Raw genomic sequence first — 24,901 nt, 5'->3', positions numbered from 1 at the left:
AAAACTTACGGGAGGTATAAGAAAATGGGAATGATAGCAAACTATCAATATTTAAGTGATGAGAATTTAAAACAGCTCAAATCTTTTAATGCGGAAGAAGATGAAATCTTTGAGAATGTAGAAGAGTGGAATGAAGAAGCAAAACTGCTGCTGGATATAGATAAGATGTGGGATGCACTTCATTTTGTGCTTACTGGTATCGATAGCAGCAAACCGATAGAAAATGACCCTCTTAGTGAAGCTGTTGTAGGCGTATCTCCTATTGATGGCATAGAAGATTTTATAGCTTACACCGAAAAGTCAAGAATTAAAGACATCATTTCAGCTCTCGATAATTTTGATATAGAAAAAGCTATGAATAATTTCAGTATGAAAGAATGCAAAAAAGCGGATTTATATCCGAACATTTGGGATTATGAAGAAGAAGCTGATGAAATAAAAGAGGAATTAACCGACTGTTTTCAAAATATGAAAGAATTTTACAAGCAAGTGCTCGAAGCTGACGGCAATGTATTGGTTACCATTTATTAACCAGGTTTGAACATGGGAAGACTTTTGCATATCGGACTAATGACCTTTTTAGGTATCTCATTTATTTTTTGCACCTGTTTTTTATATCGCAATTTAAAAAACACCCTTGGTAATGGAAAAAGATTAATTGATGAGCCGGTAAACGAAAATACAAAAACCGGTAAATTGGGATTAGGCGAAATTCTTGTATATGGTTTAATGTTTATAATAGCAATTCTTTTTGTTGTACAAATTATCTACAAAGGATCCAGATTTCCTTCAGCAACAGCCGTTTTAACAAGAACGGTAATTCTTGTGCCGATTATGGCCTTTTTTAATGCAAGAAAACGCACCGGAAAATCGTTGGTTGTGCTTTTTGCCTCTTTATTGTTTTTAGTCTTTTGCACAATAGCATATATCGCTATCGGCTTACCGGTAAAAGCTCCGGTTCTTACCTTAAATAATACCGAAATCAAATTAGGACATACCGCGATAAAAGAACTTATGAATGATGGTTTTGACATTTATACGGAAAAGGGACGTGTAACTGCTTTAGACATAATGAAATTTCCCAATTCAAACGAATTTGAAAAATATTCAGGTTCACCGGATATATCCGTTGCAAAAGGTTATCATCGGCGGCCTATGAAACCGGTACCTTATTCAAAAGCCGTTTTAGTAAAAAATAATGCAATTATTGCCCGGCTTATATTTTATGGAAGCATGAAAAAGGAAACCCCGCTTAAAGATTGCAGCATCATTTATTTTTGGATGAAAAAGGATGACATTTCAAAAGCAAAAGATAATAAAATATCTATAAAATTAAACGGGGTCGATATGCTTTCTGTGCTTAAAACCGATACCATGAAAAAAACATTCGGGCGCAAGATATTAAGACCTCATCAAATAGAAGCAGATAAACATTATCTAATTTCGTGGCACAGTAACAGCAATCACTTATTTTATAATTCCTATACTGCAAGTATCGATATGGACGATAATTATTTGATGACAGGTATTGAACTTGAATGCCAAATCGCAAGAGAGGCGGATTAATAAAAAAGCCCGCACTTCTTAACACTTTTTAAGAAGCGAGGGCTTATTGTATCGGCTTTAAGTTTACTGTGCCAGGCGTTTGTTTACAAGTTCGGCAGCTTGCTTCGGGTTAGCCTTGCCGCCGGATTTTTTCATAACCTGTCCCATAAGCCAGCCTGCAACATTGGTCTTTCCGTTTTTCCAGTCTTGGACGGCTTCGGTGTTTTCGGCAAAAACTTCTTCTACGATTTTTTCGATAAAGGAAGAGTCGCTCACCTGTTCCATGCCTTTTTCGGCGATTATGGCAGACGGTTTTTTACCGAGAGCTATCATCTCGGCAAAAACATCCTTTGCCTGCTTGCTTGTTATTTTTCCTTCTTCAATAACATTTACAAGTTCTGCTATAGCACAGGGTCCGAATTTTAAATCGGAGAGAGAAGAGTTTGTTTCGTTTAAAACAGCCAAAACTTCAGCCAAAATCCAGTTGGCGCATTTTTTGGGAGAAGAAGATTTTTTTGCCGCCTCTTCAAACCATTCCGCCAAATCTCTTTCCGAGGTAAGGGTCTGAACATCGAATTCCGACAAGTGGTATTCTTTTTTAAACCGAAGCCGTTTTGCTTCCGGTAATTCTCCGACCGAATCGCTCACCTCTTTGATAAACTCATCGCTCAATTCCAGAGCTCTTAAATCCGGTTCGGGCATAAAGCGGTAGTCTTCGGCTATTGTTTTTGTACGCTGAATTACAGTCTGCCCTGAAGGTTCGTCCCAGCCCATGGTTCGTTTAAAGCCCTGCTTAAAAGCAATTCGGTTCTCGCTCGTGTATTCATCCAATTGGCGGGAAACCTCATAGGTGCAGGCATCCTTTACAGCCTTAAAGGAGTTCATATTTTTTATTTCCGAAATAGGGGTTCTAAACTCTACGCCGTTGTCGATGATTTTTAAGTTTATGTTTGCATCGCAGCGCAGGGCTCCTTCTTCCATGTTTCCGTCAGTAACGCCGACGAATTTTAAAATCTCCCTGATTGTCTGCATGTAGCGGGCAGCCTCATCGGGAGTTGACATATCGGGCTTTGAAACAATTTCGATTAGAGGAACTCCTGATCGGTTAAAATCGATGTAGCTGTGTGAACCTTCTATATGAAGACTCTTACCGACATCTTCCTCCAAGTGGATGCGCTCGATTCTCACTTTCTTAAATTTAGGCTCCTCATTTTGAGCGGCGAGGTTAATTTCGACTTCGCCTTCTTCGCATAGAGGTGTGTAAAATTGAGTTATCTGATAGCCCTTTACAAGGTCGGGATAAAAATAATGTTTTCTGTCAAATTTGGAAAAATTATTTATCCTGCAGCCGAGGGCGTGCCCTGCCTTAATTCCGAACTCTACATATTCCTTGCTTACTCTGGGGAGGGCTCCCGGAAGTCCGAGACAGGAGGGGCAAACCCGCGTATTCGGAATGCCGCCGTAACGGTTTTCGCAAGAACAAAAAGCCTTTGTTTTGGTTAAAAGTTGGCAGTGTATTTCGCAGCCGATAATTATTTCGTATTCTAAATTGCCGTGTTTAAGCATGATCTTCCTCCCAGGCCTTTGCAAGTTTTAAGATGTTCTCTTCCGAAAATTTCTTTCCGCAAAACTGAATGCCTACCGGAAGTCCTGCCTTTGTTTTTCCTGCCGGAACCGAAAGGGACGGAATGCGGGCAAGGTTTACAAAGGTTGTAAAAAGGTCCGAAAGGTACATAGCGATAGGATCATCTACTTTTTCGTTAAGTTTAAAGGCCGGAGCCGGAGCTGTCGGACAGATTATAAAGTCATATTTTTGTAAAACTTCATTTACGCCTTGAGCTATTTTTGCCCTTACGTTTAAGCTTTTTTCGTAACAGTCGCCTGAAAATTCTTTTGAAAGAACATAGTTGCCGGTTATAATGCGTCTTTTAACCTCAGGGCCGAAACCTTCGCTTCTTGTTTGAATATAAAGCTCGTCATTTCCCTTACCGGCATCTTTGCGGAGGCCGAACCTTATGCCGTCTATGCGCGAGAGATTGCTCGCTCCCTCCGAGATTGCAAGAGTATAATAAGTAGGAATTGAGGCTTCCAAAACAGGAATGGAAACTTCTTCAAGTTTTGCCCCATTCTTGGTAAGCCATGCACATACTTCATCAAAGACTTGTTTGACTTCCTTATCCAAGCCTTCCGTATTTAAAAATTCCTTGGGGATTGCAAATTTTAATGAGGCGATTTCTTTTTTTGAATAGGCAGAAAGATTTAATAATGAAGAAAAATCGGCTTCTTCCGAAGTTTCGTCATTTTCGTCCTTGCCTGCCATGATGGCTATGCCGAGGGCTATATCGGCGGCTTCTTTTCCGAAAAGGCCTACTTGGTCTAAGGAAGAACTGAAGGCTGCTACCCCGTATCGGCTGAAAAGTCCGTATGTCGGTTTAAGGCCGTAAATTCCGCAATATGAAGCCGGAAGCCGAACCGAGCCTCCCGTTTCCGTTCCGAGAGAAAAAGGTGCCTGATTTCCTGCAACTACGGCAGCCGAGCCTCCAGAGCTTCCGCCCGGCGTTCTTTCCCTGTCAACGGGATTTCTTGACGGGCCGTAGCATGAAAATTCGGTTGAAGAACCCATGGCGAGTTCATCCATATTTATCCTTCCCATTAAAACGGCGCCTGCCTCTACCAATCGGTCGATTACCGTTGCATTATATGGAGCATAATATCCTTGTAATGAGCGGCTGCAGCAGGTGCATAGTTTTCCTGCCATTGAGATATTATCTTTTACCGCAATGGGCAGGCCTAAAAGTGGTTTTTCGTCAAAGGAAACGCCTTTAGCAATAAGCTCATCCGCCTTCTTTGCATGTTCTTCTGCGTCTTCAAAAAATTCGACAAACCCGTTTAAAGGAAGAGGTTGTTTTAAATCTTTTTCATATTCGGCTTTAAATGCTCTAAGAATTTCGAGGGAAGAAAGCTCTTTATTTTTTAGTTTGTCACGCAGCTGAGTAAATGTCAAATTCGTTATCATAAACAACTCCTAAGCTCCTGAACCCAAAACCTTGGGAACTCTAAAATAATTATCCATATATTCCGAGGTCATCTTTTTTAAGTCTTTTTGAGCAAGACCTTCTTTTACTTCATCGGAGCGTAAGGCTGATTCATCGTGGGTTGCATACATTGATGAATCCAAATTGCTGTCGGCAAATTTATCCAAGATTTCGAAATAACCTACCAAGCTATTTACCTGTCCGGCTAAGCGGGTTTCTTCTTCTTTCCCTAAAGAAAGGCGGGAAAGATACAAAAGAGTCGAAAAGACTTCTTTTGATATTTTATTGCTATTTTTTTCCATAAGTGACGGCCATAATATCACAAATAGAAAATGATGTTAAGTAGGGCCAAATGTCCGGCATATCTATAATCGGGAGAAAAATGGGCTTTCAGGTAACAAATTTGCCTGCAGAAAATCCATAAAAACCTTACAAAAAGTACTTGACAAAAGTTACGGAATGGGATATATTCCCTCTCACCGTCGGCGAGACGGAAGCGTTGAAAATGGCAGCAAATGCTTGAAAAGTTTTGAAAGTTTTACCCTTTAAATGAAGGGAGAGCTCCTTAAGTTTTGCAAGGTGAAAACTTGCAAAAAAGACCAAAGAAAATTAAAACTTTTTTGAAAAAAGCTCTTGACAAAAGATGAGGAAATGATGTATACTCACTTTTGCTCGCTAAACAACTTTTTCAAGTTGCAAGCGAATGATATTTGAAATTAAGAGGGAAGGGAAAGAACAAAAATAGCCAAAGCGTAAAGCTTTTGGTAAGGAAAGTATCAAAAACCGGTAGAGGCTGGCTGATTAGCTTTTACCAAATTCCTTAACATGTTAAGGACAAACTTACGTTAAGAAATCAACCGCTCTTTAAGGGCGGCTTGAAATAATAATGATGGAGAGTTTGATCCTGGCTCAGAACGAACGCTGGCGGCGCGTCTTAAGCATGCAAGTCGAACGGTAAGGGAGAGCTTGCTCTCCCCTAGAGTGGCGGACTGGTGAGTAACGCGTGGGTGACCTGCCCTGAAGATGGGGATAGCTAGTAGAAATATTAGATAATACCGAATGTGCTCATTTACATAAAGGTAAATGAGGAAAGGAGCTACGGCTCCGCTTCAGGATGGGCCCGCGTCCCATTAGCTGGTTGGTGAGGTAAAGGCTCACCAAGGCAACGATGGGTATCCGGCCTGAGAGGGTGAACGGACACATTGGGACTGAGATACGGCCCAAACTCCTACGGGAGGCAGCAGCTAAGAATCTTCCGCAATGGACGAAAGTCTGACGGAGCGACGCCGTGTGAATGAAGAAGGCCGAAAGGTTGTAAAATTCTTTTGCAGATGAAGAATAAACACAGGAGGGAATGCCTGTGAGATGACGGTAGTCATGCGAATAAGCCCCGGCTAATTACGTGCCAGCAGCCGCGGTAACACGTAAGGGGCGAGCGTTGTTCGGAATTATTGGGCGTAAAGGGTATGTAGGCGGTTAGGTAAGCCTGGTGTGAAATCTACGAGCTCAACTCGTAAACTGCATTGGGTACTGCTTGACTTGAATCACGGAGGGGAAACCGGAATTCCAAGTGTAGGGGTGGAATCTGTAGATATTTGGAAGAACACCGGTGGCGAAGGCGGGTTTCTGGCCGATGATTGACGCTGATATACGAAGGTGCGGGGAGCAAACAGGATTAGATACCCTGGTAGTCCGCACAGTAAACGATGTACACTAGGTGTCGGGGCAAGAGCTTCGGTGCCGACGCAAACGCATTAAGTGTACCGCCTGGGAAGTATGCCCGCAAGGGTGAAACTCAAAGGAATTGACGGGGGCCCACACAAGCGGTGGAGCATGTGGTTTAATTCGATGATACGCGAGAAACCTTACCTGGGTTTGACATCAAGAGCAATGACATAGAGATATGGCAGCGTAGCAATACGGCTCTTGACAGGTGCTGCATGGCTGTCGTCAGCTCGTGCCGTGAGGTGTTGGGTTAAGTCCCGCAACGAGCGCAACCCCTACTGCCAGTTACTAACAGGTAAAGCTGAGGACTCTGGCGGAACTGCCGATGACAAATCGGAGGAAGGTGGGGATGACGTCAAGTCATCATGGCCCTTACGTCCAGGGCTACACACGTGCTACAATGGTTGCTACAAATCGAAGCGACACCGCGAGGTCAAGCAAAACGCAAAAAAGCAATCGTAGTCCGGATTGAAGTCTGAAACTCGACTTCATGAAGTTGGAATCGCTAGTAATCGCACATCAGCACGGTGCGGTGAATACGTTCCTGGGCCTTGTACACACCGCCCGTCACACCATCCGAGTCGAGGGTACCCGAAGTCGCTAGTCTAACCCGTAAGGGAGGACGGTGCCGAAGGTACGTTTGGTAAGGAGGGTGAAGTCGTAACAAGGTAGCCGTACCGGAAGGTGCGGCTGGATCACCTCCTTTCTATGAGAAAGGGTATTTGAAGGTTGTTTTTAACCTTCTAGTTATACAATACTTGTATAACAAGTCTTGAAGTACACAAGACAATTTGATGCTTCCTTTTCGTTCTTTCCTGAAACTCTTTTTTATAGGGCCTGTAGCTCAGTCGGTTAGAGCACTTCTCTGATAAGGAAGGGGTCATTAGTTCAACTCTAATCAGGCCCATACCGATTGAAAATCGGCTTAGCAAATCCTTTTAGGATTATGCGAACAGATATTTGACATAGCTAGGGAAGGGAACGAAGGCGTTTAAAAGTTTTAAGACTTTTAGGCGTAAAAGAAAACTAAAAAAATACAAAACTTCTTTTTGAAAAGAGTAAGAAAGAAGGGACAATAATATGGTCAAGCGAAGAATAGGTTTATGGCGGATGCCTATGGAGCTAAGAGGCGAAGAAGGCCGTGGTAAGCTGCGAAAAGTTCCGTGTAGGAGCACACATCCTGTGATACGGAAATAGCCGAATGGGGTAACCCGTCAGTAGTGATACTGACATTACGCTCTTGAATAAAATAGAGAGGTAAAGCGATACTGAGTGAACTGAACCATCTAAGTAACTCAAGGAAAAGAAATCAAGTGAGATTCCGAAAGTAGCGGCGAGCGAAATTGGAGGAGCCTAAACCCTTTAAGGGTGTTGTAAGAATGCATCGGCGTAGGACCGACAAGTAAGAAATCCGATTTATAGCAGAAAGGTTTTGGGAAAGCCTGGCGGAGAGGGTGAAACCCCCGTAAGCGAAATAAATTGGACTTGTTGATGCAGTTTCTTAAGTACGGCGGGGCACGAGAAACCCTGTCGGAAGCCGGGTCGACCACGATCCAAGGCTAAATACTACTTAGCTACCGATAGTGAACAAGTACCGTGAGGGAAAGGTGAAAAGAACCCCTGTAAGGGGAGTGAAATAGAACCTGAAACCGTAAACCAACAAGATGTTACAGCCCTTTAAGGGTGGTAGCGTGCCTTTTGTAGAATGAGCCTGCGAGTTACGATATGCAGCGAGGTTAAGGAATAGAAGTTCCGGAGCCTAAGGGAAACCGAGTCTTAATAGGGCGAATAGTTGCATGTCGTAGACCCGAAGCCGGAGTGATCTAGTCATGAGCAGGTTGAAGCAGCGGTAAAACGCTGTGGAGGACCGAACTATAATCTGTTAAAAAAGGTATGGATGACTTGTGACTAGGAGTGAAAGGCTAATCAAACCCGGAAATAGCTGGTTCTCCCCGAAATGCCTTTAGGGACAGCCTCATATAAAATTATCGGAGGTAAAGCACTAGTTGGACTAGGGGGCGTCAAAGCCTACCAAACCCAGTTAAACTCTGAATGCCGATAATCAACGTATGGGAGTGAGACTGCGTGCGCTAAGGTTCGTAGTCAAAAGGGAAACAGCCCAGACCGTCAGCTAAGGTCCCCAAATACTGCTTGAGTGTGAAATGAAGTGTGGATACAAAGACAGCCAGGAGGTTGGCTTAGAAGCAGCAATTCCTTTAAAGAGTGCGTAACAGCTCACTGGTCGAGTGTCCATGCGCAGATAATGTAACGGGGCTAAGCAGTATACCGAAGCTACGGGTCTTACGCGATTAATGCGTAAGGCGGTAGGGGAGCATTCCATTAACTGAAGAAGGAATACCCGCGAGGGGTTCTGGAGGAGATGGAAGAGAGAATGCAGGTATAAGTAACGAAAAGGGAGGTGAGATCCCTCCCCGCCGAAAATCTAAGGTTTCCTGGGTAAAGGTAATCTGCCCAGGGTAAGTCGGCCCCTAAGGCGAGGACGAAGGTCGTAGTCGATGGGAAATCGGTTCATATTCCGATACCTTTATAATTTCGATGGCAGGACGCATGAGGTGAAACCCGGCCGGCTAACGGATGCCGGTCAAAGTAAGCGAGCCGTTAAAAGGATGATAGGCAAATCCGTCGTCCAAGGTAAGCTGCGACAGCGAGGGACACTACGGTGGAACGAAGCGGGCGTAATCAAGGTGCCGGGAAATACTGTCTAAGGCTAGGTTATAAAAGACCGTACCGTAAACCGACACAGGTAGATGGGATGAGAAATCTAAGGCGCTCGAGAGAACTCGCGTTAAGGAATTCGGCAAAATGCACACGTAACTTCGGAAAAAGTGTGACCTCCTTTTTTTAAAATGTGGAGGTGGCAGAAAGCAGGCCCAGGCGACTGTTTATCAAAAACACAGCCATCTGCGAACCAGCAATGGGACGTATAGGTGGTGACACCTGCCCGGTGCCGGAAGGTTAAGAGGAGAGGTTAACAGCAATGTGAAGCTTTGAATTGAAGCCCCGGTAAACGGCGGCCGTAACTATAACGGTCCTAAGGTAGCGAAATTCCTTGTCGGGTAAGTTCCGACCCGCACGAATGGTGTAACGATTCTGGGCACTGTCTCAACGCGAGACTCGGTGAAATTTATATACCGGTAAAGAAGCCGGTTACCCATAGTTAGACGGAAAGACCCCGTGAACCTTCACCGCAACTTATTATTGGGACTTGGTTTATCATGTGTAGAATAGGTGGGAGGCTGTGAAGCTTGACCGTTAGGTTGGGTGGAGCCGAAATGTGAAATACCACCCTTGATAAATCAGGTTTCTAACCCTTCCCGTGAAACCGGGATGGGGACAGTGATAGGCAGGCGGTTTGACTGGGGCGGTCGCCTCCTAAAGAGTAACGGAGGTGCGCGAAGGTCTCCTCACGCCGGTTGGAAATCGGCGCAGCGAGTGTAAAGGCACAAGGAGGCTTAACTGCGAGAGTGACAGCTCAAGCAGATACGAAAGTAGGTCTTAATGATCTGGCGGTAGCGAGTGGAAGCGCCGTCACTTAACGGATAAAAGGTACTCCGGGGATAACAGGCTGATATTCCCCAAGAGTTCACATCGACGGGAATGTTTGGCACCTCGATGTCGGCTCATCGCATCCTGGGGCTGAAGCAGGTCCCAAGGGTTTGGCTGTTCGCCAATTAAAGCGGTACGTGAGCTGGGTTCAGAACGTCGCGAGACAGTTCGGTCCCTATCTGCTATGGGCGTTGGATACGTGAGAGGAGCTGTTTTTAGTACGAGAGGACCGAAATGGACGAACCTCTGGTGTACCGGTTATCCTGCCAAGGGTAATTGCCGGGTAGCTAAGTTCGGAAGGGATAACCGCTGAAGGCATCTAAGTGGGAAGCCCGCCTCAAGACTACGTATCCCTGAGGGTTTAACCCTCCTAAAGACTCCTTGCACACTACAAGGTTGATAGGTTGGAGGTCTAAGCACAGTAATGTGTTAAGCCGACCAATACTAATAAGTCGTGAGGCTTGACCATATTATTGTTTCTTTTTTCATTAATGAGATATGATTTTCTTCTTCGTTCTCATCTTTAGTACGCTTAAAACAATTAAAGTTTTAAGTCCTTTATTTTGTTTATTATTGCCAGGTGGCCATAGTGGAGAGGTAATACCCGTTCCCATCCCGAACACGGAAGTCAAGCTCTCTTACGCCGATGATACTGCTGATCAAGTGGGAAAGTAGGATGCTGCCTGGCTTTTTTTTATCTATCCCTCTTTAATCCATCCTTGCATTATTTTTAAAAAAATGATAGTATGCTCCGAATGAAAACTTTTAGTCTGACGGTTTCCGGAATTATTTATATAGTTTTTTCAATTTTATTGTTGATTGGAGCCGTTATCCGTGGGGAATTATTTGCGATTGTTTGCGGAGTTAGTTTATGCCTTTATTTTTTACTTTCGCTGATTTTGATTATTATTTCTTTTTTTCTATGGAAAAAAACAGATTCTTTGATAGAATTAAGAAATAATAGTATTTATGTTTTTCCTTTGGGTGTGCGAAAAGAAAAAAAACTGTTTCCTGTTATTTTGCCGGGAGTAATCGTATTTTATATTTTTGAATTTTTATCGGACTTAACCGATAAAAAAAGCCGAAAATTAAAATTTAATATTAAACTGAAGCGGGATATAAACCGTTTTGTTTTTCCTAAAAGAGAACGCGGCCGGTTTTTTTGCAAAAAAGAATATATTGAGATTTCGGATCTTGCCGGGTTTTTTTCGATTAAACTTTTGAAAAAAGAAAAATCATTGACTAAAATTTTTATCGACCCTGTTTTGACTGAAGTAAAAGATTTTTCTCTTCCGGAAATTTTAAATGAAATATCGGAGCACATGATAAATACAAGACGTACTGATGAACTTTATGATACCCGCCCTTATTTCCCCGGAGATGATACAAGAAAAATTAATTGGAAACTGTATGCACACACTGAAGAACTGAATATACGGCAGGGCGATTTTATTCCTCCTCCGAGAACTTTTTTAACAATCTATGTTGAAAGTCCTATTGTAAATAAAAATATTGAATTTTATAAAAATAAATTTGATGAGTTTATTAATTTAAGTGCCTCTGCAGCTTTTTATTTACATCGGAACGGAATAAGTTTTAATATTTGCCTTTTTGATTGCGAAAAAAATTCTTATGAAATTTTTCCTGTATATGCAGATAAATCCGATGCAGAAGAGTCAATAAAAAATATCTTTTCTATTCCCCAAATCAAAATTATAAAAAAAACAGATCAGCTTAAATATAAAATTAAAAAAAACTTTTTGATTGATACAGAAAATAAAAAAACTTGTTTGTTATATTTTTTTATGCCTGTTTACCCAAGTCAGGAAATTTTCGAAGAGTTTTTTGCTGCCTTTACCGAGTATAAAAATAAATGCGCATTTTATATCGGTCTTGAAAATATAATCAACAAACCTAAAAATATTTTGAATTCATTTTTATTTTATACATTTGCCGAAAAGAAAGAACACCGGTTAGCTGCCGGAATGAATGCAAACATAGAAGCATTAAAGGATGAATTAAAAGAAGGAGGATTTTGTGCTTTCTCGATATAAGCTTAATTTTCTTTTGCGTATATTTTCGATTACAATTTTAAGTGTTATTCCTGCGCTGTATTTATTTGAGATATTGCCTGCATTTGTTCTTCCGGTATGGAGTGTTGTTCTATTTTTTTTGTGTCATCAGATTCAGGAGAGAAAAGTAAAATTGTCGGCGGCAATCATATTGATATGTTTGAGTGTCAGTATTTTTTTTGCATTGATTTTATTTTTTTTGAAAAATATTTCAGCTGAACCTTTTGATATTTTGTATTTAAGATTCGGTATAATAATTCCTTTTTTGATACTTCAAACCATTTTTATTTCAGTGGCCACTTTTTTGTTTTTCAAAAAAGAACAATACCGCAGATATGAGCCAATAGTTTTTTTTATTATTTTTAGTATTTTTTTTTGGGGGCAGGGAAACTTCTCGATGTCGGTTTTTGAACATCCGATATATGCAGTGTTGTTTTCATTGACATTTTCACTTTTTGAAATTATACGTCTTTTTTTATCTTTTAATTTTGAAAAAAAACAAGCCGGTTTTTTTGCTCTTTTTTTACCTTTTTTTGCTTTTGTAATGTTTTTTGTATTGAAAAATTATAATGAATCTGCCTCAATAAATCATGGAGGTTTATTGCAGCCTACTCTTTTTAGATTCGATTTTTCGGATTATTTAAAACTCCAAAGCGAAATTAAAATGAGCGATGATCTTGTTTTAGTAACTCATTTTGATAAAAACTTTTCGCATAATATGTTGAGGCGGATGTACCTTTCAGCTTGGGACCCTTTGAAGGGGTTCTATGAAAAAAAGGCGCCATCCGAAAATACGCAAATAACTTATTTACCTAAAGGTAAAAAAAATATTCTGCATAAAGTTTTTTCAATGCGGGAAAAAGTTGAACAAGAATATTTTTTTGTTAACTTATCTCCTTCATCATTTATAGCCATGGATTATCCGACTCAAATAATTCCTTATGAAATTTGGGATAGTTCCAAGTTTAATGGCGGATATAAAGTTTCTAGCGATGCGATATTTGATTTTGCACCGGACATTTACGGAGATGCATTTCCTTCGGGAAATGATGAAGAAGGCTTGTCGAAAGAAGATTTGGAATTTTATACCAAAATTGATGATGAAAGTTTTAAACTTGTACATCAAAAAGCCGAAGAGATAACCGGGGATATTCCCGACTATTTGGATAAAATTTTGGCCTTGCAGCTTTACTTTACCGAAGGTGATTTCCGTTACTCGTTAAAACCGGGAAAAGCTCCTGACGGTAATCAGTTAAAATATTTTTTAACCGAGGCAAAAAAAGGTTATTGTACTTATTTCGCTTTTTCTTATGCACTTATGCTTAGAAGTGTTGGAATCCCATCCCGTGTTGCTGTAGGTTTTTTTGTTCAACCCGATTCGGAAATTATGAATTATTATCCTGTAAGAGCAAATATGGCTCATGCATGGGTTGAAGTTTTTTTTCCTTTTGCAGGCTGGATTAGTTTTGATCCTACGACTTCTCAACTTGCCGAAGGAGAAAATATTAATATTGGGATGAATGCAGGAGGAGAAGAATTTAATTCTCTTCTAAGTGAAATTTTAGAAAAACGAGATGAAATCAAAATTAATGAAATTACCGAAGATCAAAATGATACATTAACTATCGGTTCTTATATCAAACAATTTTTTAAAAATAATATTTCGATATTTAGATTGATTGTGATTTTGAGTTTGCTTGTAATATTTTCTATTTATAAAACTACGCCCTATCTTATATTAAAATTTTCTAAGAACAATAGAAAAATTGTGCTTACAGCAGGAAAATTATTTAAAAAGAAAAAGCAAAACAGTGAGACGGTAAAACAAATGGATGCCCTTATACAAAAAGCAAAATTTGCACCCGAATGTACAAAAGACGATGCAAAATCCGCAAAAGATATTTTAAAAAAAAGCACAAAAAAGCTTATTGTGCTTTTGGCTTTTTCTCTTATGTCCTGTATTTTATTTGCGGAGAATATAGATAATATTATTTTTGAAGCCGATAAAGCTGTAGAAGCTGAAAATTGGGAGAGAGCTTTGGCTCTTTTGCAAGATGGAATAAAACGGTATCCTCAAAACGATAAACTCTTTTTTAAACTGGGAGAAATTTACCACAACAAACAATTATATAAACCTGCGTATAAGATATTAAAAAAAGGTTTAGATATAAATCCTGAGAACAGCAGTATTTTATATTATCTTTCAAATTGTGCTTCTTTATTAAATAAATATGAAGAAGCATTGGATTACATTAAAAGATATTTAAAGCTTGTTCCAGATGACAGGTTTGCTGCTTCAAATTACGGTTGGCTGTGTTTTAAGTGCCGCAGACCTGCTGACGGAATAGATTTTTTGTTGAGCAACATAGCTCGCTATGGAGAGAATTTGTCGGTTTACAATTCTTTGGGCACCTTGTACAATGAGGTTTTTGATTATAAAAAATCAAAAGAATTTTATATAAAAGCCATTAATGAAGCTAAAAAATTGGATAGGACTTATTCTGCATCAATTTATTATTATAATAAAGCTATTTTGGAAAGTCAATTTCATCAATTTGATAATGCAATAGAAGATGCAAAAGCGGCTTTGGATATGGAAGAGCGCAGTTCCAGCTATATGATGATAGGTGAACTTGAACAAAGAAGAAATAATTTTGTGCAGGCTCTTTCAGCTTATGTATCGGCAGCCGCTAATGATGATACTCCGCTTTCGGTATTAAGTATTATAAATGTATTTTTAGAAACAGGACATATTGAAAAGGCTGAACACTATATTTTGAATGAACTTCAAAATGTGAGTGAAGAATGGATTGCAAATTATGGTTTGAGCGTAAATGAATTTAAAAGTAATCTTTATGAAATAAAAAAAGAATTATACATCCGTAAATATAATTTTGAAAAGAGAAGATTAACATTAGGTTTGTTAGATTGGATTAAGAATTTAAAAGATAAGATAAACTATAAATTAAAATATAAATATTATGATGCGGTTTACAGAATATATTCCATAAAAGTTGCAAGCGAATATAAGAAAAATGATGCAGGGCATATAACTGACACCACAAACACACTTTATACAAATACTTCTTATTATCATGCTTTTAAAGGTAAAGGAAATAAATCTTTGAAATACCTTAAAAAATCGGAGTTAATAGAAACGATGTTTATTCCGGAAAGTGCCGGAGCATATATTGCAGACAGGGGAGTTATCGAATCCGATTTAAAAATGCTCAATGAAGGTATTTCAAAAATGAATCCTGAATGGGAAAAAACGGCACTCAAGGAATTATATGCTGAAGGAATTAAAATTGCAAAAAAATCTTCTCAATCTTTTTATTATCTTTATTTGGAATCTCTTTTTGATTTAAACCCTGCAGGTTTTCTAGAGTATGATATAGAATTTCCCGTAAAAATAAATATGGAAATAGATAAAACCGAAAAGATAAAAATTTCTAAAAAAAAGATGAAAAAGATAATAGCCTCATCCCGTTTTAAAGAAGATAATAATTCAAAATTTTCCATTCATGTAAAGTATCACGATAAAACTCTTTATTTTAAATTGCTGGATAAAAACGGGTATACATCCTATAGCAAAAATATTCAGGTAGATAAATTGGATAAGAAAAATTTTAAGACGGCAGTTAATCTTTTAGTCAAAGATATTTTTACTTTTAAGTTATAAGGTCTTGCGATATAGACAAAAATATATTTTCGATTATACTGTTTGATATGAAAACAAAAGAGATAATAGATGCGCTTACCAACCATATAGGTTTAGTAATGAAAGGAAAGGATGAAGTTATCCGCCTTTTTGTTTCGGCATTTTTAACCGGAGGCCATGTTCTTATTGATGATATCCCCGGAGTTGGAAAAACAACCATGGTAAAAGCTTTGGCTAAACTAATAAAGAAAGACTATGGAGATGCTGCACAGTTTAAAAGAATACAATGTACTCCGGATTTGCTTCCTTATGATATTACGGGCGTTGATGTTTTTAACGCACAAACTCAAAGTTTTGAGTTTGTGAAAGGCCCCGTGTTTTGCGATATATTCTTGGCTGACGAATTAAATAGAACGCCTCCAAAAGTTCAATCAGCTCTTCTTGAAGTTATGGAAGAAAGGCAGGTTACAGTCGGGCGGCAAACCTACGGCTTATCTGATATATTTTTTACGGCTGCCACTCAAAATCCTGTGGAGTCTCTGGGAACTTATCCTCTGCCTCCTGCTCAGCTTGATCGTTTTATGGTTTCCATATCTATAGGATATCCCGATGATGAAGCGGCTCTTGAAATACTCCAAGGAAATCCCGGCGTAATCGGAATTTCAAAATTATTCCCCATTGCGGCTGCCGGAGATATAATTGCTTCCCGCGAAGAGCAAAATGCCGTTTATTGTCATAAAGCTTTACAAAAGGCCATAATAGATATCTGCAATGCAACAAGACATAATCCGGATATGTATTTAGGTGCTTCACCAAGAGCCTCCTTACAATTTTTGCATCTGACAAAAACTATAGCCCTTTCCAATGGAAGAAATTGGGTTGAAGATAAAGATATAGAAATGCTAGCTCCTTATGTTCTTGCACATAGATGTATTTTTAAAAACAAGAAAATTGATCCGAAAGAATCTATAGCCGAAATTACAAAATCGGTATTGGCAAAAATGGATAAAGAAACGGATTGGTCTAAAGATATCTAAACAAAATTTATGATTAGATTTGCTCCCTTTTAAAAGGGATAAACATATTCAAGAGCCGGGCGCGGAATAAATTCTATATTGTCGACAATAATTAAAGGTTCAAAATTGCCTTCGTACTCGGTTTTTGAAATCCGGCCTGTAACACGCACCCAATCATCTTCTTTTAATTCATCTGTTCTTGTCCATTGGGCTATCAGTCCTGCAGGCTGCATGTCGGCGGCACAGCAAACCATAAGCATTCTTCCTATTGCAAATTCTTTTTCGCTTAGAACTTCAGGGTTTTTCCAAACGGCACCTTCAATTTTTATTTTTTTATCTACCCAAGAATCCAAATTCAAATATAACTCGGGAAGCCAGCGCCCGAAACTTTCATCATCCATAATTACAAAATCATTTTCCAATTCTAAGAGTCGGGTGGGCCTAAAATTCAAACTAGGTGAGGTTTCAGTTTTTTGTTTTTGAAATGAAAGAATGTCTCCGTTAAATGCAAGCGAGTCGGATGTTAAAGCTTTGTGCGGAATAATAAAAGCAAGCAAAATCGGAATGATGCTTATTAAATATAAGGGTTTACTTCTTTTTACATGAGTATGATGAGTAAAATAAAAAGCCTCCTTCATAGTAAGAATACCTATAATAAAAAATACTATGCTTGAAAAAATAATTATACCCGTGTGACGTATATGAACATATAATAAGGCCTTTTTCGAAATTACTGCATACATAAAAATAAATGCGATCAGCAATAATAATAAAGATTGTATAATTTTTTCAAAAAAAAGATTTAAAAAGATTTTTTTCATATCCTGCCTATAAAAATACAAAGCCCATTGCGCTTATAAAAATAACATTCATAATTGTTATGATGACGGTTAATTCTATCACAAAACGTTTTTTAAAAATCGATAAAAGCATAAAAATATTTTTTAAATCCATCATGGGGCCGTATACAAGAAATCCCATAATTGAAAAGAGGGAAAAACTGCCGTAGAAACTTCTGGCAATAAATGCATCTGAAGTGGAACATGCAGAAAAAATAAATGCAAAAAGCATCATAATTAAGATGCCTCCCAAAGAATGCGGCTCATTAACACCGGTAAAAAAATCGGACGGTATGCCTGCTCGTATTAAAGCCGTTATTAGAGCTCCCAATATCAGATAGGGACCTACATTAAAAAATTCCGTTCCGGTATGTAAAAACATATTCTTTAAATTTTCAAAAAAAGAATTTTTTTGTACATCATGAGAACAGCCGCATGAGCAATGATGAGTATGAGTTTCAATTTCTTCTTTTAAGTATTCGTTTTTAGGATAGAATAAAAGTAAACAGCCTATCGATGCAGCCGTTATTATGCCGAAGAGTATTCTATACACTGCAACCATGGGATTTTCAGGGAAGGCATAAAGAGTTGCCATTATTGAAATAGGGTTTAAAATAGGGGCTGCGAGCATAAAGGTTATTGCTATAGGCATAGCAACTCCTTTTTTTACAAGACCTGAAAGTATTGGAACAGTTGCGCATTCGCATACCGGAAAAAATAAACCGCCGAAAATTGCCGTCAAAAATCCAAGTCCGTGCTTATTCGGAAAAATTTTAACGATAAAATTATCCGAAATAAAAATATGGAGAATCGACGATATAAGTATTCCCAAAAGCATGAATGGAAGGGCTTGGAGCAGGATACTTAAAAAAACTGTATTGGTTGTAATTATAAAACTAGACATATATTAAGAATATTGCGAGACCAATTTTAAGATGTATAATTCGATATAGTTTTGCAAAGCTTTTCTGTCTTTTATTTTTAAAAGGCCCGGAGATTCCGCTAATGTTTTGGCCAGCCCTCTGACTCTGTCTGCCGTAAAGCCTGCAACCGAAATCGTTCTATTGATTCCTCTCAGATAATCCCGAATTAAAGCATTTACGTCTTCCGTTAAATTTTCCCTCATAGGATGCCCCAGTGTATGATTCCATTCATCCAGAGTCTTTTCAAGAGCCTGATCTAATGTCATTCCTTCAGGGATAAATGAGATACTTACTTTTTCTGCAACATCTCTTAGTTTTTGCTTAGGCTTCTTATATACAACTTCTTTTTTCTCTTGTTGTACAGGTTCAGGTTTCTTTCTCTTCTTTTTGAAAAATGCAATTATCGAAGATATTATCGGAATGGTGTACCAGAATGGAAGGAGAATTTTGGTATCGCTTAAAATCTCATATCTGTTAAGCATTAAGATTTCATGATAGGCTGCAGGCTTACCTGCCGGAAAAATCCTATTTATTTCCATAGCTTGAATTTCATTTAAGCGGGGATCCGCAATAATCGACAAAATGAAAGAGGCATTTAACAGGCCGTATAGATTCGGTGCAGAGTGAGCCGTTATTTCTTTTAATAATTCGTTAAATGCTGCATCATTTTTCATTGAGCTGTCTTGTTCAAAATTAATGAGCATTTCATGCCATTTTTTTATACATATCTCTCTGACCGGTTTTCTTGCTTCATTTATGAGAGATATCAAAAGAGGTACAACTTTTTCGGTCAGCAGATAAAATCTGTCGTTTGAAGAATTGGCAAAGGTTAAAATGTCGGGAATTATGTATTTTTCTGAAGTGCTTGTTTTTTCTTTCATAAAATTCTGTAAGGTTTCTTCAGAATATTGACCGAGTAAAGGTACTCCTCTGGAATCCGTAAATTTCGTAATTTGCTTCATTGTAAAATAGTACGGCGGTTTTTGGAGAGCGAGAAGGAGATTCTTTAAAGCCGTATCGGTTTGAATATCTTTTTGAGCCCTGTTTCTGTAGTAATTATTTAAATATTCCAAGATTCCCGCTGCTTGTAATAGGGCTATCTCGTCAGGCAGCTTTTCATTCTTTTTGGCAAATTCTTGTTTTATGAAGGCACATAACTGGCCCCATAATATATAATTATCACCCGATTCTTTAACATTTTGAAAGCTATTGACGCTGTGAGCCATTGTTTTCGATATAAAGGTTTTTACCGTAAATTCTTTGCCGGGGTTGGCTATTATCAGCCTTTTTTGCATATAATCCCGGCTTTCATCTTTTGATAAAAAAAGTTTAATCTTATCTAAAGCTAAATTCAAAAGTTTATCCGTTTTATAAGAACCGGGGAATATTAAAGGCGGAATGTCTCCATTATAGTTTAGGGCGTAAAGGAAAGAATTTTCTTTCGATTCAGGGTTTAAAACCGCTATATCATCGGAAATAGTTATGGCCTTTAAAAGTTTTCCCGGAAAATTTCGGGGAAGATCGGTTAAAAGCGGAAAAGGTATATCGGGATGCTGCTCAAGGCTTGCATATTGCCTGGCTATATTATCTACGTGATAGTATGGAACAAATATAATCGTAGTATTGGACTTATCCGTAGTGATTTCAATATTCCCTTCATCCTGAATTTTTTTTAGCTCGCTTAAGAGTGTTTCGAGTGAAATTTCAAGGTGAACAGCCAATTCGGGTTTTTGCTGCAAAAAATGGCGCGCATAGCGATGGAGATAATCTTGAAAAGGTATTAGAGTCACCTGCGGACTGTTTCTTCGTAGGGAAAACATCCTCAACAGGTGCAGTAAATCCGTAAAAATAATCATCATAGTATTATACACAATATTTTTCAATAATTCAAGGTTCTTGTTCCGAAAAAACGAGTTTTTTCTTTATTGAGGCTGCCATTGCATAAAACTTATTTTTAATATATAATTTTACTGTTCATAAATTATCAGTGAGGTGAAATTAATATGAGCTCACGAAAATTATTTGTTTTTGTTCCATTAGCAGTTCTAGGAATTCTCCTTTTTTTTACGGCATCTTTTTTTATTTTTGTTACAATAGCAGAATACCGTCCTAAACCGCTTGAAAAAGCCGATATAAGAAAAGGCGCAAAAAAAGACAGTTTGCAGACCGATACAGGTTTTAAAATCTTGGACTGGAATATAGGTTATTGCGGTCTTGATGCGCAAAACGATTTTTTCTACGATGGAGGAAAAAATGTTACAGCCCGAAGCAAGGATACGGTTTTGCAAAATCTTGAAAAAGTAAAGAACATAATAAACGAAGAAGATTGCAGTTTTAATCTTATTCAAGAAATTGATGTAAAATCAAAGCGCAGCTTTTATGTAAATCAGGAGAAAACTTTATCAGATTTTTTTGCCGATTATGATTCAGCTCTTGCTTTAAACTATGATGCCTTAATTGTTCCTGCTCCTGTTTCAAATCCTTTAGGAAGGGTAAAAAGCGGAGTTTTTACTTTAAGCCGATACGGAATAACAAAGGCTGAACGGCATCAGCTGCCCGGTACTTTTTCGTGGCCCTTAAAAACGGTCAACCTAAAGCGCTGTCTTTTGGTTTCTGAAATCAAAACCGATGTTCCCGGTAAGAATCTTTATCTAATCAATTTACATCTTTCAGCATACGATGCAGAGGGCGTTTTGCGTAAACAGGAAATGGAATATTTAAAAAATCTCGCTTTAAAATTCTATGATGAAGGTCATTGGGTAATTGCTGGAGGGGATTGGAATTCCCTTTTTCCCGGTGTAGAAAAAACTCTTTTTATGCCGTATGATACGCCGGAAGAGTTTCTTGAGTGGATAGAATATTCACCTAAAGACTTTATCGGTAAAGAATGGAAATGGGGTTTTGACAGTTCTATCCCGACTGTCCGCCTTTTGGAAAAGCCTTATGTTAAAGGAGAAAACTATACAACTATCATTGACGGTTTTATATGTTCTCCCAATGTTGAAATTATAGGAGTTTCTACTCTAAATTTGGATTTTGAAATTTCGGATCATCACCCTGTAATTGCAGAATTTAAACTTATAAAATAACTTATAAAAAAATAAAAATATTAAGGAGCAAAAAATGAAGGTAAAACCTGTAACAGTAACCGGCAGCAGTTTAACAATCGAAGACGTTGTAGCTGTTGCCCGCCATGGAGCGGAAGTAAAACTTTCCGCAGATGCAAAAAAAAGAATCAAAGATTCAAAGAAAATTGTAGACGATATCGTAAAAAGCGGTAAGCCTACTTACGGCATTTCGACCGGTTTTGGCGAGCTATCCACGGTAACAATTACCAAGGATCAAAACGGAGCCTTGCAGAGGAACTTAATTTTAAGTCATGCCTGTGGTGTAGGTAATCCCTTCCCCGAAGACATAGTACGTGCTATCATGCTTTTAAGATTAAACACACATGCAAGCGGTTTTTCGGGAGTAACTCCTTCCGTGCCGGATATCCTTGTCGATATGCTCAATAAGGGTGTAACACCTCATGTGCCCGAAAAGGGGTCGTTAGGTGCAAGCGGCGACTTGGCAAACCTTGCCCACATCGCTCTCGTAATGATAGGAGAGGGAAAGGCCTATTATGAAGGCAAGCTTATGGAAGGAAAGGCGGCTCTTGCAAAGGCCGGTTTAAAGCCCGTCGTCCTTTCGGGAAAAGACGGTCTCGGTATTATTAACGGAACTCCTGTAATGTCCGGTATCGGTGCCTTAGCCTTGCATGATGCAGAGCAGCTTTTAAAGGCTGCAAACATGGGTGCTTCGCTGGTATTTGAAGCCTTTAGAGGTATTACAGCCGCCCTCGACCCCAGAATCCATAAATCCCGCCCTCACAAGGGCCAAATTGATACGGCCGCCTTTATCCTTAAAATGTTGAAAGGCAGCTCTTCTATCAATACAAGAGAAAATGACGTTCAAGACCCGTACACTTTGCGCTGCGTTCCTCAGGTACACGGAGCAAGCGCCGATGCGATTGCCTATGTGCGCAAGGTTTTAGAGGTTGAAATAAATGCCGTAACAGACAATCCGCTCGTATTCCCCGATAACAACGACGTTATCTCAGGCGGAAACTTCCACGGTCAGCCCATCGCTATTACCATGGACTTCTTAGGAATCGCCGTAAGCGAACTTGCAAACATAAGCGAGCGCCGAATCGAACGCCTTGTAAACCCGCAGTTAAACGGAGGCCTTCCTGCCTTCTTAATAGAAAACGGCGGAGTAAATTCAGGCTTTATGATCCCTCAATATACGGCGGCCTCCCTTGTTTCGGAAAACAAGGTATTGGCTCATCCTGCCAGTGTTGACTCCATTACCTCATCAGGAAATAAGGAAGACCACGTAAGTATGGGAACAACCGCTGCCCGAAAAATAACCGAAATCGTTAAAAACGTACGCCATGTTCTTGCTATTGAGTGGCTTACGGCTGCTCAAGCCTGCGATTTACGCGGCATCAAAAAATACGGCAAGGGAACAGGAGAGATGATGAAGCTTATTCGAAAGCATATCTCCAAGGTTACCGAAGACCGCATTCTTTATAACGATATCATGAAGGCTCTTGAGATTATTTCAAATGATGAAAACATCGAAATGATTGAAAAGGCGATTAAGTAAGTTATTTTAATAAGTAAATATGCTGAATTTATAAACAGGCTTACTTGCAATAAAACCCGTATTGGAAACTAAGATCCGATACGGGTTTTTTAATAAAATTAAAAAAATGAACTATAGGGTTTATTCCGAATACTTTCCTATGCTTCTTATCTTTTTGCTTCGGTATTTTACCAAGACGGCGGGGTCGCGTTTTGTAAGGTCGGCTAAATCCTTTAGGATTTGCTCCTTTATAGCATCGGCTGTTTTTTTGGGATCGGTGTGAGCTCCTTTTTCGGGTTCGGGGATGATGCCGTTAATTACCTTTAGATCAAGAACTTCTTGGCTGGTAATTTTAAGCATGGCGGCTGCATCCTTTGCCCTGCTTGAATCCCTCAATAGAATTGAAGCGCAGCCTTCAGGGGATATAACCGAGAAGATGGCGTTTTCAAGCATGTAAATCTTGTCTCCGACTCCTATGCCGAGGGCTCCGCCGGAACCTCCTTCGCCTATGATTATGCAGATTATGGGAGTCTTTAGGCGGCTGAATTCCCGCAAGTTAAAGGCGATGGCTTCTCCGATTCCTCTTTCTTCGGCTCCAAGGCCGGGATAGGCCCCTTGGGTATCGATAAAGGTTATAATCGGTCTTTTGAACTTTTCGGCCTGTTTTGCAAGGCGCATTGCTTTGCGGTAGCCTTCCGGGTTTGCCATACCTCCGTTCCTGTCGATGGTTTCGCGCAAGTTTCTTCCCTTCTGGGTGCCGATTACCGTAACCGGCATTCCGTCGATAAAGCTTATTCCGCCTATCATGGCAGGGTCATCGCCGAAAAAGCGGTCTCCGTGGAGCTCGGTAAAATTATCGAAAATCAAATTGATGTAGTCCAAGGTTCTGGGCCTGTCGCTATGGCGGGCAAGCTCAACCCTTTCCCATGTTTTTGAAAGAGCCGTTGAACTTTCAAGTTTAGCGTTTATCTTTGCAAGCTCTTCGCTTATATCAAGCCCCGCCTTTTGGGCTATATCTTTTAAATTATTTAATAAATTAGTTTGATCCGTATTGCTCATACATTTTCTCCATTTCCCATAAAAACCTTAGGCCTTTTTCTTTTTAGAGGCTTCTTTTAGGCCGAGGCTGTGAGCATCAATCATGCGGGCAAAAAACTGCCTTTGTTCTTGACGCGGTACTATACAGTCTACAAAGCCCTTTTCCATCTGAAATTCGGCACGCTGAAAACCTTCGGGGAGCTGCTGGCGGATGGTGCCTTCGATAACTCTGGGGCCTGCAAAGCCGATGAGGGCTCCCGGTTCTGCTGCCGTTATGTCGCCGAGCATGGCAAAACTTGCCGTAACGCCTCCCGTGGTCGGATCGCAGAGCATTATAAAAAGAGGAACACCCTTTTCATCCAACTCGGCGGCTGCACTTGAGGTCTTGGCCATCTGCATAAGCGAAAAAAGCCCTTCCTGCATTCGGGCTCCGCCTGAGGTTGCATAGATAATTACGGGGATTCTTTCGGCCGCACCCTTTAACATAAGCCGTGAAATCTTCTCCCCTACAACCGAGCCCATCGAGCCTCCCATAAAGTGAAAGGACATAAGGGCCAAAAGGGCCTCCCTCCCCTTAATCTTGCAGGAACCCGTAATTACGGCCTCGTTTAAGGCTGCCTTTTCTTCGGCGGCCGATATTTTTTCTTCATAGCCTTCCATTTCGATGGGGTTACAGGTTTTCAAGTTTGCATACAGCTCCTGAAAGGAATTCTCATCCGTCAGATAAGGAATCCTCTGCCTAGGCTCTATGCGTAAATGGCAATTACAATGAGGGCAGACCATCAGGTTATCTGTAAAAACCTCTTCATCATATGATACTTTACAACTAGGACAATCCATAATTTGTCAAAACT

General features: G+C 39.6%; 15 protein-coding genes, 1 tRNA gene and 3 rRNA genes. 11 read left to right on the top strand and 8 right to left on the bottom strand.

The features are described from left to right. Positions 1 to 24 precede the first annotated feature (24 nt). Both E4O01_RS11730 and E4O01_RS11725 read left to right on the top strand, forming a co-directional pair. Complete coding sequence (locus E4O01_RS11730) at positions 25 to 531, top strand: YfbM family protein (RefSeq protein ID WP_253685652.1); 507 nt, start codon at positions 25 to 27, stop codon at positions 529 to 531. 12 nt (positions 532 to 543) lie between these two features. After that, positions 544 to 1,566, top strand: a complete 1,023-nt coding sequence (locus E4O01_RS11725) for a hypothetical protein (RefSeq protein WP_253692367.1) — start codon at positions 544 to 546, stop codon at positions 1,564 to 1,566. Positions 1,567 to 1,629: 63 nt separating this feature from the next. Here E4O01_RS11725 and gatB read toward each other — a convergent pair whose 3' ends face one another. Genes gatB through gatC form a run of 3 tightly spaced genes read right to left on the bottom strand, consistent with a single transcriptional unit; the run spans position 1,630 to position 4,882 of the window. Next, positions 1,630 to 3,111, bottom strand: a complete 1,482-nt coding sequence (gatB, locus tag E4O01_RS11720) for an Asp-tRNA(Asn)/Glu-tRNA(Gln) amidotransferase subunit GatB (protein ID WP_253692366.1) — start codon at positions 3,109 to 3,111, stop codon at positions 1,630 to 1,632. Then, positions 3,104 to 4,561 (bottom strand): Asp-tRNA(Asn)/Glu-tRNA(Gln) amidotransferase subunit GatA, encoded by a 1,458-nt coding sequence (gene gatA, locus E4O01_RS11715; RefSeq protein ID WP_253692365.1) that lies wholly within the window; start codon positions 4,559 to 4,561, stop codon positions 3,104 to 3,106. The genes gatB and gatA overlap by 8 nt, the downstream gene beginning before the upstream one ends. Before the next feature lie 9 nt (positions 4,562 to 4,570). Beyond that, positions 4,571 to 4,882 carry an Asp-tRNA(Asn)/Glu-tRNA(Gln) amidotransferase subunit GatC gene (gene gatC, locus E4O01_RS11710; RefSeq protein ID WP_253692364.1) on the bottom strand — a complete coding sequence of 104 codons (312 nt, stop codon included), beginning with the start codon at positions 4,880 to 4,882 and terminating at the stop codon, positions 4,571 to 4,573. Positions 4,883 to 5,466: 584 nt separating this feature from the next. Here gatC and E4O01_RS11705 point away from each other — a divergent pair. The 7 genes from E4O01_RS11705 (at position 5,467) to E4O01_RS11675 (ending at position 16,642) form a co-directional block, all read left to right on the top strand. Continuing rightward, positions 5,467 to 7,011, top strand: a 16S ribosomal RNA gene (locus E4O01_RS11705). A gap of 127 nt (positions 7,012 to 7,138) precedes the next feature. Continuing rightward, positions 7,139 to 7,212, top strand: a tRNA-Ile gene (locus E4O01_RS11700). A gap of 175 nt (positions 7,213 to 7,387) precedes the next feature. Further along, a 23S ribosomal RNA gene (locus E4O01_RS11695) occupies positions 7,388 to 10,341 on the top strand. 107 nt (positions 10,342 to 10,448) lie between these two features. Then, a 5S ribosomal RNA gene (rrf, locus tag E4O01_RS11690) occupies positions 10,449 to 10,560 on the top strand. Together the 16S, 23S and 5S rRNA genes with 1 tRNA gene alongside form the textbook arrangement of a ribosomal RNA operon. A gap of 67 nt (positions 10,561 to 10,627) precedes the next feature. Next, positions 10,628 to 11,926: a DUF58 domain-containing protein gene (locus E4O01_RS11685; RefSeq protein WP_253692363.1), complete on the top strand. Its 1,299-nt coding sequence runs from the start codon at positions 10,628 to 10,630 to the stop codon at positions 11,924 to 11,926. Next, positions 11,910 to 15,626: a transglutaminase domain-containing protein gene (locus E4O01_RS11680; RefSeq protein WP_253692362.1), complete on the top strand. Its 3,717-nt coding sequence runs from the start codon at positions 11,910 to 11,912 to the stop codon at positions 15,624 to 15,626. Before E4O01_RS11685 ends, E4O01_RS11680 begins: the two co-directional genes overlap by 17 nt. Positions 15,627 to 15,673: 47 nt before the next feature. Beyond that, on the top strand, positions 15,674 to 16,642 hold the full coding sequence (locus tag E4O01_RS11675) for an AAA family ATPase (protein WP_253692361.1): 969 nt from the start codon (positions 15,674 to 15,676) through the stop codon (positions 16,640 to 16,642). A gap of 29 nt (positions 16,643 to 16,671) precedes the next feature. Here E4O01_RS11675 and E4O01_RS11670 read toward each other — a convergent pair whose 3' ends face one another. Genes E4O01_RS11670 through E4O01_RS11660 form a run of 3 tightly spaced genes read right to left on the bottom strand, consistent with a single transcriptional unit; the run spans position 16,672 to position 20,242 of the window. Then, positions 16,672 to 17,442: a TIGR03943 family putative permease subunit gene (locus tag E4O01_RS11670; protein ID WP_253692360.1), complete on the bottom strand. Its 771-nt coding sequence runs from the start codon at positions 17,440 to 17,442 to the stop codon at positions 16,672 to 16,674. A 7-nt stretch (positions 17,443 to 17,449) separates the two neighbouring features. Next, a complete protein-coding gene (locus tag E4O01_RS11665; RefSeq protein WP_253692359.1) occupies positions 17,450 to 18,364 on the bottom strand; it encodes a permease in 915 nt (304 codons plus the stop codon). Positions 18,365 to 18,367: 3 nt separating this feature from the next. Further along, positions 18,368 to 20,242, bottom strand: coding sequence for a hypothetical protein (locus E4O01_RS11660; RefSeq protein WP_253719272.1), 1,875 nt, complete (start codon positions 20,240 to 20,242; stop codon positions 18,368 to 18,370). Between the two features lie 144 nt (positions 20,243 to 20,386). Here E4O01_RS11660 and E4O01_RS11655 point away from each other — a divergent pair, with 144 nt between their 5' ends. Both E4O01_RS11655 and hutH read left to right on the top strand, forming a co-directional pair. Further along, positions 20,387 to 21,472 carry an endonuclease/exonuclease/phosphatase family protein gene (locus E4O01_RS11655; RefSeq protein ID WP_253692357.1) on the top strand — a complete coding sequence of 362 codons (1,086 nt, stop codon included), beginning with the start codon at positions 20,387 to 20,389 and terminating at the stop codon, positions 21,470 to 21,472. Positions 21,473 to 21,506: 34 nt separating this feature from the next. After that, on the top strand, positions 21,507 to 23,030 hold the full coding sequence (gene hutH, locus E4O01_RS11650; protein WP_253692356.1) for a histidine ammonia-lyase: 1,524 nt from the start codon (positions 21,507 to 21,509) through the stop codon (positions 23,028 to 23,030). Positions 23,031 to 23,150: 120 nt separating this feature from the next. Here hutH and E4O01_RS11645 read toward each other — a convergent pair whose 3' ends face one another. Together E4O01_RS11645 and accD are read right to left on the bottom strand one after the other, a co-directional pair. After that, complete coding sequence (locus E4O01_RS11645) at positions 23,151 to 24,068, bottom strand: acetyl-CoA carboxylase carboxyltransferase subunit alpha (protein WP_253692355.1); 918 nt, start codon at positions 24,066 to 24,068, stop codon at positions 23,151 to 23,153. Positions 24,069 to 24,095: 27 nt separating this feature from the next. Further along, positions 24,096 to 24,887 carry an acetyl-CoA carboxylase, carboxyltransferase subunit beta gene (accD, locus tag E4O01_RS11640; RefSeq protein WP_253719271.1) on the bottom strand — a complete coding sequence of 264 codons (792 nt, stop codon included), beginning with the start codon at positions 24,885 to 24,887 and terminating at the stop codon, positions 24,096 to 24,098. Between the last annotated feature and the right edge of the window lie 14 nt (positions 24,888 to 24,901).

Origin of the sequence: Treponema sp. OMZ 790 (assembly GCF_024181285.1) — a bacterium.
Lineage (GTDB): Bacteria > Spirochaetota > Spirochaetia > Treponematales > Treponemataceae > Treponema_B.
The sequence above is the reverse complement of the archived record's forward strand: the minus strand, read 5'-3'. Positions and strand labels throughout refer to the sequence as shown.

Excerpts from the sequence above, each read along its gene's own strand:
- E4O01_RS11730 (WP_253685652.1), top strand. The coding sequence starts at position 25 with ATGGGAATGATAGCAAACTATCAATATTTAAGTGATGAGAATTTAAAA.
- E4O01_RS11725 (WP_253692367.1), top strand. The coding sequence starts at position 544 with ATGGGAAGACTTTTGCATATCGGACTAATGACCTTTTTAGGTATCTCA.
- gatB (WP_253692366.1), bottom strand. The coding sequence starts at position 3,111 with ATGCTTAAACACGGCAATTTAGAATACGAAATAATTATCGGCTGCGAA.
- gatA (WP_253692365.1), bottom strand. The coding sequence starts at position 4,561 with ATGATAACGAATTTGACATTTACTCAGCTGCGTGACAAACTAAAAAAT.
- gatC (WP_253692364.1), bottom strand. The coding sequence starts at position 4,882 with ATGGAAAAAAATAGCAATAAAATATCAAAAGAAGTCTTTTCGACTCTT.
- E4O01_RS11685 (WP_253692363.1), top strand. The coding sequence starts at position 10,628 with ATGAAAACTTTTAGTCTGACGGTTTCCGGAATTATTTATATAGTTTTT.
- E4O01_RS11675 (WP_253692361.1), top strand. The coding sequence starts at position 15,674 with ATGAAAACAAAAGAGATAATAGATGCGCTTACCAACCATATAGGTTTA.
- E4O01_RS11670 (WP_253692360.1), bottom strand. The coding sequence starts at position 17,442 with ATGAAAAAAATCTTTTTAAATCTTTTTTTTGAAAAAATTATACAATCT.
- E4O01_RS11665 (WP_253692359.1), bottom strand. The coding sequence starts at position 18,364 with ATGTCTAGTTTTATAATTACAACCAATACAGTTTTTTTAAGTATCCTG.
- E4O01_RS11660 (WP_253719272.1), bottom strand. The coding sequence starts at position 20,242 with ATGATGATTATTTTTACGGATTTACTGCACCTGTTGAGGATGTTTTCC.
- E4O01_RS11655 (WP_253692357.1), top strand. The coding sequence starts at position 20,387 with ATGAGCTCACGAAAATTATTTGTTTTTGTTCCATTAGCAGTTCTAGGA.
- hutH (WP_253692356.1), top strand. The coding sequence starts at position 21,507 with ATGAAGGTAAAACCTGTAACAGTAACCGGCAGCAGTTTAACAATCGAA.
- E4O01_RS11645 (WP_253692355.1), bottom strand. The coding sequence starts at position 24,068 with ATGAGCAATACGGATCAAACTAATTTATTAAATAATTTAAAAGATATA.
- accD (WP_253719271.1), bottom strand. The coding sequence starts at position 24,887 with ATGGATTGTCCTAGTTGTAAAGTATCATATGATGAAGAGGTTTTTACA.